General features: G+C 63.8%; 10 protein-coding genes and 1 pseudogene. 1 reads left to right on the top strand and 10 read right to left on the bottom strand.

What is annotated here, in order from left to right:
- Positions 1-27: 27 nt before the first annotated feature.
- The 5 genes from U8326_RS03820 to U8326_RS03800 form a co-directional block, all read right to left on the bottom strand.
- Positions 28-1,317, bottom strand: a complete 1,290-nt coding sequence (locus U8326_RS03820; protein WP_324742471.1) for an adenylosuccinate synthase — start codon at positions 1,315-1,317, stop codon at positions 28-30.
- Between the two features lie 104 nt (positions 1,318-1,421).
- Positions 1,422-2,339: a hypothetical protein gene (locus U8326_RS03815; protein WP_324742470.1), complete on the bottom strand. Its 918-nt coding sequence runs from the start codon at positions 2,337-2,339 to the stop codon at positions 1,422-1,424.
- A 102-nt stretch (positions 2,340-2,441) separates the two neighbouring features.
- Positions 2,442-3,554: an ATP phosphoribosyltransferase regulatory subunit gene (locus tag U8326_RS03810; protein ID WP_324742469.1), complete on the bottom strand. Its 1,113-nt coding sequence runs from the start codon at positions 3,552-3,554 to the stop codon at positions 2,442-2,444.
- A 113-nt stretch (positions 3,555-3,667) separates the two neighbouring features.
- Positions 3,668-5,251 carry a phosphoglycerate dehydrogenase gene (gene serA / locus U8326_RS03805; RefSeq protein WP_324742467.1) on the bottom strand — a complete coding sequence of 528 codons (1,584 nt, stop codon included), beginning with the start codon at positions 5,249-5,251 and terminating at the stop codon, positions 3,668-3,670.
- Positions 5,252-5,361: 110 nt separating this feature from the next.
- Positions 5,362-6,486, bottom strand: a complete 1,125-nt coding sequence (locus tag U8326_RS03800; RefSeq protein WP_324742466.1) for a phosphoserine transaminase — start codon at positions 6,484-6,486, stop codon at positions 5,362-5,364.
- 194 nt (positions 6,487-6,680) lie between these two features.
- On the opposite strand from U8326_RS03800, the gene U8326_RS03795 reads away from it, so the two are divergent.
- Complete coding sequence (locus tag U8326_RS03795) at positions 6,681-7,337, top strand: extensin family protein (RefSeq protein ID WP_416385504.1); 657 nt, start codon at positions 6,681-6,683, stop codon at positions 7,335-7,337.
- Positions 7,338-7,339: 2 nt separating this feature from the next.
- Here the strand turns inward: U8326_RS03795 and U8326_RS03790 are convergent.
- From U8326_RS03790 to U8326_RS03770, 5 genes and pseudogenes are all read right to left on the bottom strand, one after another.
- Positions 7,340-8,063: pseudogene (locus U8326_RS03790) on the bottom strand (peptidase).
- Between the two features lie 52 nt (positions 8,064-8,115).
- Entirely contained in the window at positions 8,116-8,931 is an 816-nt protein-coding gene (locus U8326_RS03785; RefSeq protein ID WP_324742465.1) for a transglutaminase family protein, read from the bottom strand.
- A gap of 16 nt (positions 8,932-8,947) precedes the next feature.
- The gene (locus U8326_RS03780) at positions 8,948-9,892 is read right to left on the bottom strand and encodes an alpha-E domain-containing protein (protein WP_324742463.1); all 945 of its coding nucleotides are present in this window, start codon (positions 9,890-9,892) and stop codon (positions 8,948-8,950) included.
- Positions 9,893-9,908: 16 nt separating this feature from the next.
- Positions 9,909-11,336 (bottom strand): circularly permuted type 2 ATP-grasp protein, encoded by a 1,428-nt coding sequence (locus U8326_RS03775; RefSeq protein ID WP_324742461.1) that lies wholly within the window; start codon positions 11,334-11,336, stop codon positions 9,909-9,911.
- Positions 11,337-11,410: 74 nt separating this feature from the next.
- Positions 11,411-12,148 carry an esterase/lipase family protein gene (locus U8326_RS03770; protein WP_324742459.1) on the bottom strand — a complete coding sequence of 246 codons (738 nt, stop codon included), beginning with the start codon at positions 12,146-12,148 and terminating at the stop codon, positions 11,411-11,413.
- Between the last annotated feature and the right edge of the window lie 118 nt (positions 12,149-12,266).

Here is a 12,266-nt window from a genome sequence, read left to right as displayed (position 1 = left end):
GAAGGATAGGACGTGCGAAGCCCTGGCTCAATCCATGAACGGATCGCGCACCAGGATCGTGTCCTCACGCTCCGGGCTGGTGGAAACCAGCGCCACCGGCGTTTCGATCAATTCCTCCACCCGGCGGATATATTTGATGGCTTGCGCCGGAAGATCGGCCCAGCTGCGTGCGCCCGCCGTCGTGCCTTCCCACCCTGCCATTTCCTCGTAGATCGGCTCCACCGCGGCCTGATCGGCGGCGTGGGCGGGGAAATAATCCAGCACCTCGTCGCCAAGCCGGTAGCCGGTGCAGATCCTCACGGTCTCGAATCCGTCCAGCACGTCCAGCTTGGTCAGGGCGATGCCGGTCACGCCGCTGATGGCGCAGCTCTGGCGCACCAGCACGGCGTCGAACCAGCCGCAGCGGCGCTTGCGCCCTGTCACCGTGCCGAATTCATGGCCCCGCTCACCCAGGCGCTGGCCGGTTTCATCCTCCAGCTCGGTCGGGAACGGGCCGGAACCGACGCGGGTCGTATAGGCCTTCACAATGCCCAGAACGAAACCCGTGGAGGACGGACCAAGACCGGAACCGGACGCAGCCGTGCCGCTGACCGTGTTCGAGCTGGTGACGAAGGGATAGGTCCCGTGATCGACATCCAGCAGCACGCCCTGCGCCCCTTCAAACAGGATGCGCGCGCCTTCCTTGCGCACCTGATTCAGGCGCTTCCACACCGGCTGCGCATATTGCTGCACGAAGGGGGCGATCTCGCGCAGGTCGCGCAGCAGCCTTTCCCGGTCGATCGGGGGTTCGTTGAAGCCCGCCCGCAAGGCATCGTGATGGGCGCAGAGGCGATCCAGCTGCGGCTGTAGCGCATCCAGATGAGCGAGGTCGCACACGCGGATCGCGCGCCGGCCCACCTTGTCCTCATAAGCCGGGCCGATGCCGCGGCCGGTGGTGCCGATCTTGCCCTTGCCGGCGGCGGCCTCGCGCAGCACGTCGAGATCGCGATGGATCGGCAGGATCAGCGGGCAATTGTCGGCAATCGCGAAATTGCCGGCATTGATAGCCACGCCCTGCCCTTCGAGCTTGGCGATCTCGTCGCGCAGCGCCCAGAGATCGAGCACCACGCCATTGCCGATGATCGAAAGGGTGCCCCGCACGATACCGGAGGGCAGCAGGCTGAGCTTGTAGACCTGATTGCCCACGACCAGCGTGTGGCCCGCATTGTGGCCACCCTGGAAACGCACCACGGCGTCGGCCCGGCTCGCCAGCCAGTCTACGATCTTGCCCTTACCCTCATCGCCCCACTGGGCGCCGATCACGGTGACATTGGCCAAGATGAAATCCCTTCCGGCAGAAAACCCGCCGGGCCCTAGGATATGGGGACGACCAGGGCAACAGGCTTCCGCCCTGCAAGCGGTTTTGCCCCCATCGGTCTGCGTCAGAGGCTGGCAATGACCTCGCGGCTTACCCGGGCATATGCCCCGCTGTCATAGCGATGCGAGCCGACGAAGTGGAGAAAGGCCGTGTTGTCATGCCAGCCTTCGTTCCAGAAGTTCAGGTAACGCCGCGCAGGCAGCAGCACCGGCTCCGCATCGTTGGCCACCTGGAAATTCGACGCGACTTGTTCGGTACCCCAAGTCACCACGTCGGGTCCGACAAGCCTTTTCATGGCCTCGAGAAATTCCGCCGCCAACGGCCGTCCCGCGCCTTGCGCCGAAAAGCCTGCGAAACCCGCGCAGCCGCGAATATAACGCCAGTCGTCCCGGCTAATCTGACCCATGCGCGATTCTATGCGCACCTGGATATGGCCATCCGCCGGCCCATCCGGATAGAGCGCCGAAGCGATCTCCCGCAGGGGAAGCGCCCCGATCTCCCCATCGTCGCCACTCAGCATGGTGAAGCTGCGGTTCCCCTCGACCGCCGCCCTGACTTCCGGCACATCGGCAAGGGTGACGGTGTCGCTATCCAGCTGAATCCAATATTCATCCTTGCGCCTGTCGAGGATGGTCAGGAACCGTTCCCAGCAGCTCCCGCGCGGGAAAGGATCGGTGACGACAGAATCGAGCGAGATGATCTCGGGATTGCCGCAATGCAGATTCAACAATTCCTTGTCGCGCGATGTCAGCGAACCATCGTCCAGCAGGACGACGCGCCCGCGCTGCAAATGGCGCCACAGCGATTTCACGGCCACAAGGTATGGCAGCAGCACCGCGGTTCCGATCATGGAGAACAGCACCACCCCGTCATCCCTGGGAATGAGAGGCGGGGTGGCGAGAACCGAGGAAATCGCGCGGTCGTGCCGTGCCGTTTCTATCCTGCGACGCAAGCGGTAGGGAAGATAACGGGTGAGTTGCACGGCGGTTGGCCTCCTAGCCAAGATGGACCTAGCGACCTTATGTAGAATGTGCGTTTCCGGTTCGTAAGCATATGTTGCCGGCGCCGGGCGCCGCGAACCGGCTCAAAGCGGGACGGTATCTCCCCCGGCAAGCCGGTGCGTGCAGCCCAGCGCGGCGGCATCGTCGGCGGCGGAGAGGGCAGCTATGGTGCGCCAGCCTATGCCCCGCAGACGGGCGGCGATGCCGGGATCGTGCCCCAGCGGGAGAAACAGGGTGTCCCGCACCTCGGCCGCCTCATGCGCGGCGGCGACCAGCGGATCGGTGTAGAGGGAAAAGCCGGTGGCAGGCTCGTCCACGCCGAGAATACGATAAGTGCCGCCCCTGCCCAGCACACCGCGTATCCCTTCCGCATAGAGCGTGAAGCCGAACCAGCTCTGATATTCGAAGCCATGCCGTTCTGTGGGATCGAGCGTAATGCGCGCCGTCCCGGCAATCCGCTCCGCGATTTCGCGCAGGCCCGCGATCCGGCTGTCCAGCACATCTTGCGCGCCGACCGCGGCCAGCCGTTCTATCGCGCTGTCGAACGCGCCGGTGGCATAGAGCAGGGGAAGATAGGCTTCCCCACCCGCTGCCTTCAGCCCGCCCGCATCCTTGGCATCGAGTTCCCGCCGCACGGCTTCGACGCTGGACGGATCGAGCGGCAGCGCGGAGCGAGCAAGATTATCGACCAGATCGGGCAGCGTGAAATCGACGGAAATGCCGGTTGCGCCCGCCGCCTTGAGTGCTTCGATCGCAACGGCCACCACTTCGCCGGCGGCGGCCACGCTGTCGCTGCCGATCAGTTCCGCGCCAAGCTGCAACCGTTCCCGCGTCGGATCGAGGCCATCGCCCTTGATGGTGACGACCTGCCCGGCATAGCACAGACGCAGCGGGCGTGGCGCTGCAGCCAGCCCGGTCGCGGCGATCCGGCCAACCTGCATGGTGATGTCCGAGCGCAACGCGAGGGTGCGCAGCGAAGACGGATCGACGAAGCGGAACATGCGCCGGGGCTGCACACCCGCCATTCGCCCGGCCAGCGACTTCTCGAACTCGATCAGCGGCGGGCGCACACGTTCATAGCCATGGGAATCCATGACATCGAGCGCGGCGCGCATGACACGGGTGGCGGCCGCCGCTTCGGGCGGCAGCTGGTCCTCAAGCCCTTCGGGCAGCAGATCGCGGTCGGTATCGTCCATCGTGCGGGCCTTTAGCCGGGTCTTGCGCCCGTGTCGAACCCCGGCGCATGCGGTTCGACAGGCTCAGCGCGAACAATGCGCGGGGCCGGAGCATCGCCCCGGCCCGCACTGCCTCAAAACGCCAGTGCCATGACCCGCTTCACACCCGGAAGGGTCCGGGCCTGCTCGATCACCGCAGGCGGAACCGGGCTGTCGACGGACAGCAGCAGCACCGCCTCGCCCCCGGCCGAATGGCGGCCGAGGTTGAAGGTGCCGATATTGATGGCGTTCTCGCCCAGCAAGGTGCCGATCCGGCCGATGAAGCCGGGAGCGTCCTCGTTGACGATATACATCATGTCGCCCGCCAGCTCGGCTTCGACCTTGATGTTGAACAGTTCCACCAGGCGCGGCTCGGAATTGCTGAACAGCGTGCCGGCGACGGACCGCTCGCCGGCCTCCGTCTTCACCGAAACGCGGACCAGGGTGTGATAGTCGCCCTCGCGCTCGGTTTTCACTTCGCGCACTTCCATGCCGCGTTCCTTGGCCAGGAACGGGGCATTGACCATGTTCACCGTGTCCGAATGCACGCGCAGGAAGCCCGCGAGCACGGCGGCGGTGATCGGCTTGATGTTAAGCTCGGTCGCGGCGCCTTCGGTATGGATCGAAATGCGCGGGATCGACCCGGTGGTGAGCTGGCCCATCAGCGAGCCGAGCTTTTCGGCCAGCGCCATATAGGGCTTCAGCTTCGGCGCTTCCTCGGCGGAAAGCGACGGCATGTTGAGCGCATTGGTGACGCCGCCATTGACGAGATAATCGGCCATCTGCTCCGCCACCTGGAGCGCGACATTGACCTGCGCCTCATTGGTCGAGGCCCCGAGATGCGGGGTCGCCACGAAGTTCGGGGTGCCGAACAGCGCATGCTCCTTCGCCGGTTCCGTCACGAACACGTCGAGCGCCGCGCCAGCGACATGGCCGGAATCGAGCAGTTCCTTGAGCGCGGCCTCATCGACCAGCCCGCCGCGCGCGCAATTGATGACGCGCACACCCTTCTTGGTCTTGGCGAGATTCTCGCGGCTGAGGATATTGCGCGTCTGGTCGGTCAGCGGCGTGTGCAGGGTGATGAAATCGGCCCGGGCGAGCAGTTCGTCCAGTTCCACCTTCTCGATGCCGAGATCGATGGCCCGCTCCGGCGAGAGGAACGGATCGAAAGCCACGACCTTCATCCGCAGGCCCAGCGCGCGGTCGGCAACGATCGAGCCGATATTGCCCGCGCCGATCAGGCCGAGCGTCTTGCCGGTCACTTCGACCCCCATGAAGCGGTTCTTTTCCCATTTGCCGGCCTGGGTGGAAGCATCCGCCTCCGGAAGCTGGCGGGCCAGCGCGAACATCAGGGCGATAGCATGTTCGGCGGTCGTGATCGAATTGCCGAACGGCGTGTTCATCACCACCACGCCCTTGGCCGAGGCGGCGGGAATATCGACATTGTCCACCCCGATGCCGGCGCGGCCGATGACCTTCAGATTGGTTGCCGCGTCGAGGATTTCCTGCGTTACCTTGGTCGACGAACGAATGGCCAGCCCGTCATACTGGCCGATGATCGCGATCAGCTCTTCCGGGGTCTTGCCGGTGATTTCATCGACTTCGCAGCCGCGCTCGCGAAAGATCGCGGCGGCGTTGGGGTCCATCTTGTCGGAAATGAGAACTTTGGGTTTGGTCATGACGAATCCTTCAATTCGTCATCCTGACAAAGGTCAGGATCTCGGGCGGCCGGGTTGAACGTCGATCATACAATCCGGCCCGAGATCCCAGCCTTCGCTGGGATGACGGTTCATTTCTTGAGCGAGGCGTAAGCCCAATCGAGCCACGGGCCGAGCGCTTCGATATCGGCTGCATCCACCGTGGCGCCGCACCACACGCGCAGGCCCGGCGGCGCGTCGCGATAGCCCGCGATGTCGTAGGCGGCGCCCTCGGCTTCCAGCAGGCTGGCGAATTTCTTGATGAAATCCGCATCCGCGCCTTCGACCGTGAGGCAGACGCTGGTGCCGGAACGCGAGGCATAGTCCTGCGCCAGATGGCCCAGCCAATCGCGCGATTCCACGATTGCGTTCAGCGCCTTGGCGTTCGCCTTGCTGCGGGCGATCATGCCGTCCAGCCCGCCGATGGACTTCGCCCATTCCAGGGTGAAGATCGCATCTTCCACCGCCAGCATGGACGGGGTGTTGATGGTCTCGCCCTTGAACACGCCTTCCGCCAGCTTGCCCTTGGAAATCAGGCGGAACACCTTGGGCAGCGGCCAGGCAGGCGTGTAGCTTTCCAGCCGTTCCACAGCGCGCGGCCCGAGAATGAGCACGCCATGCGCCCCTTCCCCGCCCAGCGCCTTCTGCCAACTGAATGTGGCGACATCGATCCTGTCCCACGGAATATCGTAGGCGAACACCGCGCTGGTCGCGTCGGCGAAGGACAGCCCTTCGCGATCCGCCGGAATCCAGTCGCCATTCGGCACCCGCACGCCGCTGGTGGTGCCGTTCCAGGTGAACAGCACGTCATTCGACCAGTCGACCGCCGAAAGATCGGGCAGCTGGCCGTAATCGGCGCGCAGGACGGTCGGTTCCAGCCGGAGCTGCTTGACCGCATCGGTGACCCAACCTTCACCGAAACTTTCCCAGGCCAGCGCCGTGACCGGGCGCGCGCCCAGCATGGTCCACATCGCCATTTCGAACGCGCCCGTATCCGAGCCGGGCACGATGCCGATGCGATGCGTATCGGGGAGCTGCAGCAGCTCGCGCATCAGGTCGATGCAATAGGCAAGCCGGGATTTGCCGATCTTCGCGCGGTGCGAGCGGCCCAGCGATTCAATGGCGAGCTTGTCGAGGGAATATCCCGGCGGCTTGGCGCAGGGACCGGAAGAAAAGAACGGGCGCGCTGGTTTGCGCGCCGGTATTTGTACAGTCATATAGACTCTCCTTACAGAGAGCTCGCGCGGCGTTGGGACCGCGTGGCCCGCCGGCGGCCATAGAGATGTGCCGATGCCAGTCAAGCGGAAACGCGGGCAAGCCGGCAAAGCAATTCACAGGAATGCGACGAACGGCGGGCGGGATATGCCATTTGTTAGTATAAGGTTAACCATAGCGTCGCAGTATTACGGCTATGTATCGCGCAACCGCCACCATCGTTCTGATATTGGCCCTGACCGGATGCGGAATGGTGCCCGAACGCAAGCGGCAGCCCAGCCGGACCGCGACGCAGACCTACAACCCGTCTCCCAGCGCCCGCCAGTGCCTGGCGGAACTGGGGAAGAGCAACGCCAGCTTCACTCCGCTGCCCGACCAATATTACGGCGGCGGTTGTTCCACCCTGAACACCGTGCGCCTTTCCGCCATCTACGGCGATGAAAAGTCTCTCCCGGTGGCCAACCTCGGCCCGGTCGCCTGCCCGCTGGCCAATACATTCGCGGCATGGGCGCGCTATGGGGTGGATCGCGCCGCAAGGCAGATACTCGGCAGCGGCCTTGCCCGGATAGAGACCATGGGCAGCTATTCCTGCCGTAACGTGGCGGGAACCGGCCGCCGGTCAGCCCATGCCACCGCGAATGCGATCGATGTCGGGGCATTCATTCTGGAAGACGGCCGCCGCATCAGCCTCATCAACGGATGGAACAACGGCACGAGCCAGGAACGCCGGTTCCTGCGCGTGGTTCACCAAAGCGCCTGCAAGCGGTTCGGAACCGTTCTCGGCCCGGACTACAACTCGGCCCATCGGGACCATTTCCATCTCGAAACCAGCGGACAATCCTTCTGTCGTTGAAGTCAGTCCTCGCCGAATGTGTAGTCGGGAAGCGAGTTCGAACGCCGCCTTGAGCGCATTGCCCCAGCTTGACGAAATCGCCTGGAAATAGGGGTCGGTCGCCTCGATCCGCCTTTCATGCAGCGGCTCGAACCGATCCCGCTCGATAACCAGCAGGTCCAGCGGCAGACCGACAGAAAGATTGGCTTTCAAGGTGGAATCGAAAGACACCATCATCAGCTTCACCGCATCCTCGAACGTCATGTCGCGCTCGTAACCCCGGATCAGGATCGGGCGCCCGTATTTCGTCTCACCGATCTGGAAGAAGGGTGTGTCGAAGCTGGCCTCGATGAAATTGCCTTCCGGGTAGATCATGAACAGGCGCGGCTCCATCCCGGCGATCTGTCCGGCCAGGATGATGGACGCGGTGAAGCGGCCCTGCCCCTGATCGTTTTCGATCTGCGCTTCGCGAATTGTTTCCCGCAGCAGCCGCCCGATTTCGGTCGCCACCTTGAACATGGTGGGCGCTTCCAGCAGCGAATTATGGCGTTCGGCGGGGGCCTTGCTGCGTTCCTCCAGCTGGCTGATAACGGCCTGGGTCGTCGCCAGATTGCCCGCGGTCATCACCGCGATGATCCGCTCCCCCGGCTCGTTCCAATGGAACATCTTGCGGAAGACGGAGATATTGTCGACGCCCGAATTGGTCCGGGTATCGCTCATGAGCACGAGGCCCTTGTCGAGCGTCATGCCAACGCAATAGGTCAATGTATTCTCCTGAAGTGCTGCCCGGGTCCGTGCTCTACTGTTCCACGGATTGCTGTTCCACCGCAATTTCTATGTGGAGCGATTGTTCCGCCCCCCCGAAGGTTATGCCGTTCACCGGCGCGGCTTCCGCATAATCCCTGCCGGTGGCGATCCGGACATAGCGGGCATCCGGGCTGATCCCGTTGGAGATGTCGAAGCCGACCCAGCCCAGCCCGTCGATACAGGCTTCCGCCCAGGCATGGGTCGCTTCCTGGCCGACACGGTCGTCCATCATCAGATAGCCGCTCACATAGCGGGCGGGGATGCCCAGCATCCGGACAAGGCCGATGAATATCTGGGAATGATCCTGGCACACCCCGCGCCCCAGCGCCGCGGCTTCCTCCGCGCTGGTGCCGACATGGGTATGGCCCGTCTCATAACCCACCGAATTGAGAATCGCGGCCGAAAGGCCATGCAGTGTTCCGATCGGATTCTCGCGATCGACCGTCACCGAGGAAAGGATCGCCCGCATCCTCGGGCCAGGGCGCGTGAGCGCGGTCTGGTTGACGAAAGCCCATAACGGCATGTGCCCCGCATGGCGGCCGATCACCCCGACCTGATCGGAAGTCTCGACCGTCCCTTCGCAATGGATCACGAAATCCAACGTTCCGGGAAGGATCGAAACGAGAGTTACATGGTTGCAATTCTGGTCGTCGTAGGAAAGCTCTTCCTTCGCGCCCTCGAAGCTCATGCGCCAATCCACGACCCGCTGCCCTTGCGTTTCCTTCGGGGTCAGCCGCAGGCGTTGCAGGCCATGCGCGACAGGACTGCGAAAACGGTAGCGGGTCGTATGACGGACGGCGAGACGCACGCGAGAAGCCCTTCCCTCAGTCGTTGAATCGGTAATCGACCGCGATGGCGCTGGCCAGGGCCTGGTTTTCGCCAATGAAGCCGAGCAGGAACTGGTGCAGGCCGACATCGAAAATCCCTTCGATGTCCTGTTTCCCCAATTTGTCAGCGGCACAGCGAGCAAGATCGTGGGATGGCTCGCGGTGGCTGTATTCCTTCTCCAGGCCGCCCAGATTTTCCAGCAATTGCCCGTAACAGAAGGTGAGGCTTCGCGGAAAACGCTCGTCCAGGATCAGGAATTCGGCGATCCCCTTCGGGTCCATCCGCCCGGCGTTCAGCCAGCGATAGGCCCGTTCCCCACCCAGCGAGCGCAGGACATTGTCCCATTGGGTGCTGTCCAGGCTGGACCCGACATAGGCCAGCGACGGCAGCAGCAGATGGTATTTCACGTCGAGGATGCGGGCAGTGTTGTCGGCCCGCTCGATGAAGGTGCCCGCGCGGGCGAAGTGATAGATCTCGTTGCGCAGCATGGTGCCGTAGGTCGCGCCCCGGACCAAAGTGGATTCCCGGCGAATCGCGGAAAGGACCGGCCCGAGATTGCCTTCCCGCAGCGGGCGGGACAGCATGTCGCGGATCGTCATCCAGCCTTCATTCACCGTTTCCCACACTTCGAGCGTGATCGAGGACCGGGCCATGCGGGCATTGCTGCGCGCGCCCTCGATCATCGCCAGGATCGTCTCGGGATGGCTTTTCTCGCGCAGCACGTAATTGCAGACCTGCATCCCGTCATAGCCTTCATGCAGGGCATCGTAATGCTGCTGCAGGCCAAGCGTCGCCAGCACCGACCGCCATTCCTCGCTGGCGGCATCGGCACCCCGCATCAGGGCCATGCGAAAGCCGGCATCCAGCAGGCGGGCGGTGTTCTCGGCGCGCTCCAGATAGCGATACATCCAGTAGATCCCGTTCGCCGTCCGACCTAGCATCGCCGCCCCCGCCCCATCAGTCGTCAAGCACCCAGCTGTCCTTGGTGCCTCCCCCCTGGCTCGAATTGACGACCAGCGAGCCTTTCTTCATCGCGACCCGGGTCAGCCCGCCGGGCGTGATGTCTATCCCGTCCGGGGAAACCAGCACGAAGGGCCGGAGATCGACATGGCGCGGCGCAAGGCCCTTGCGGGTGAAGATCGGGACGGTCGAAAGGGATAGCGTCGGCTGGGCGATATAATTGTCCGGCTTCGCCTCCAGTTTCTTCCTGAAATCGCGGATTTCCCGCTTCGACGCGGTCGGGCCGATCAACATGCCGTAGCCGCCCGAACCGTGGACTTCCTTGACCACCAGATCCTCGAGATTGTCGAGAACATAGGCAAGGCTGTCCTTTTCGGTGCAACGCCAGGTCGGCACGTTCTGCAGCAGCGGCTTCTCGCCCGTGTAGAATTCCACGATATCCGGCATGAAGCTGTAGATCGCCTTGTCATCCGAAATGCCGGTGCCCGGAGCATTGGCGATGGTGATCCCGCCCGAACGATAGACGTCCATGATGCCGGGAACGCCCAATATGCTGTCCTTGTTGAAGGTGAGCGGGTCCAGGAAATCGTCATCGACCCGGCGATACAGCACGTCGATCGGCGTATAGCCCCGGGTCGTGCGCATCTTGACCCGCCCGTCCTCAACCCGCAGATCGCTGCCTTCGACCAGTTCCGCGCCCATCTGGTCGGCCAGGAAAGCGTGCTCGTAATAGGCGCTGTTGTAGACCCCGGGAGTCAGCACCGCGACGACCGGCTTGGACCCGGCGCAGGACGGAGCGCAAGCGGCCAGGCTCTTGGCCAGACGGCGCGGATAATCCGATACCGGGCGCACCCGGACCTTGGTGAACAGTTCCGGGAACATCGCCATCATGGTTTCCCGGTTTTCCAGCATGTAGCTGACCCCGCTGGGAGTGCGGGCATTGTCTTCCAGCACCATGAAATCGTTCGATCCCGTCCGCACCAGGTCGATGCCGACGATATGGGTATAGACGCCGCCCGGCGGCGAAAAGCCGACCATCTGCGGCAGCCAGGCCTCGTTGTCGCGCAACAGGCGTTCCGGCAGCCGGCCGGAGCGGATGATCTCCCGGCGGTGATAGAGATCGTGGATGAAGGCATTGAGCGCCCTCACCCGCTGCTCGATCCCCCGCGACAGCTTGCGCCATTCCGCCCCGGTTATGATCCTGGGGACCATGTCGAAGGGGATGAGCCGCTCCTCCGCCTCCTCAGCGCCATATACGTTGAAAGTGATGCCGGTCCGGCGGAAGAACGCCTCGGCTTCCGAATGCTTTCGCTTCAGCCAGATCTCGTCCTGCTCATCCAGCCAGCGGCAATAATTGCCATAGGCTGGCCTTACCGAACCGTCGGCCGCATACATTTCATCGAATGATGGCTCGCTTGCGTTCATATTCTTTTGCTGCAGCGCACAATGCCATAAAGAGTGGCCCTGTCAATGCTCCGCGGCAATCGAATTTCAGCGCTTCAATCCAGCTCCAGTTCCCGCAGGACCGCAGCGATCGCTTCATTCGAATAGGCGAAGCCGAGATGGGTGCAGCGCAGGGCCACCGCGCGGTCCCGCTCGCCCCGGCGGCCGCAGGACGAACGCGGCGAAACGATGCCGTCGCGCGGGCTCCACAAGGCCACGGTCGGGACCGGCGGCTTGGCGGAGATGTCCTGCGTGATCGGGGGGCGCTCCACCGGATGCCCCGTCACCAGATGATACAGGCGCCAGGCATTGTTGGCCCGGCGATTGCCCGAAAACGGGGAACCCATCGTCACCACCTTGGCCACCGCATCGGGATGGGCCTTGGCCAGTTCGCGGGCGAAAATGCCGCCCAGGCTCCAGCCCACCAGCACCACTGGCTCGCGATGGCGGCGGTAGAGATCGAGCAGCCGTTGATTGAGCCGCGCGAAATTTTCCTCGGTCGGCCCGAAATTGAAGCCCAACCCCCAGCGCTTGACCCTGTGACCGGCCGCCTCGAGCTGTTCCGCCATGTGCCGCATCCGGATGGGATGGGTCGCGAACCCGGGCAGCAGCATCACCGTTCGGCGGCGCCCGGCCCGGGGAATCGCCTCCACGTCCTGCCGCCGCCAGAATGGGCCGGCCAGCGCGGACAATTCCCCCACCAGATGCCGCAGCGGCGGCCCCTTGACCCCTTCGGGCCTCGGTTCCCCCGCCAGCGCGGCACGGCGCACCACTTCATCGCGCAGCGCGGCCATGCGTGAAAATCCGCCAACTTGCTGGGCAGAAGCGCTCTGGCCCGAATCATTTCTGGTCGCTGCGGTAGCCATGGATATGCGCATTACATTTTTATGAAGCTATCTCCCTGCATGAATC

It is taken from the genome of Tsuneonella sp. CC-YZS046 (assembly GCF_035581365.1).
Classification (GTDB): Bacteria; Pseudomonadota; Alphaproteobacteria; order Sphingomonadales; family Sphingomonadaceae; genus JAWKXU01.
Note: the sequence above shows the minus strand (reverse complement) of the source record. Positions and strands in the feature narration are given on the sequence as shown.

Bases quoted from the DNA above. Each gene is read 5' to 3' on its own strand.
- U8326_RS03810 (WP_324742469.1), bottom strand. From the start codon at position 3,554: ATGGACGATACCGACCGCGATCTGCTGCCCGAAGGGCTTGAGGACCAG.
- serA (WP_324742467.1), bottom strand. From the start codon at position 5,251: ATGACCAAACCCAAAGTTCTCATTTCCGACAAGATGGACCCCAACGCC.
- U8326_RS03800 (WP_324742466.1), bottom strand. From the start codon at position 6,486: ATGACTGTACAAATACCGGCGCGCAAACCAGCGCGCCCGTTCTTTTCT.
- U8326_RS03795 (WP_416385504.1), top strand. From the start codon at position 6,681: ATGTATCGCGCAACCGCCACCATCGTTCTGATATTGGCCCTGACCGGA.
- U8326_RS03780 (WP_324742463.1), bottom strand. From the start codon at position 9,892: ATGCTAGGTCGGACGGCGAACGGGATCTACTGGATGTATCGCTATCTG.
- U8326_RS03775 (WP_324742461.1), bottom strand. From the start codon at position 11,336: ATGAACGCAAGCGAGCCATCATTCGATGAAATGTATGCGGCCGACGGT.
- U8326_RS03770 (WP_324742459.1), bottom strand. From the start codon at position 12,148: ATGGCCGCGCTGCGCGATGAAGTGGTGCGCCGTGCCGCGCTGGCGGGG.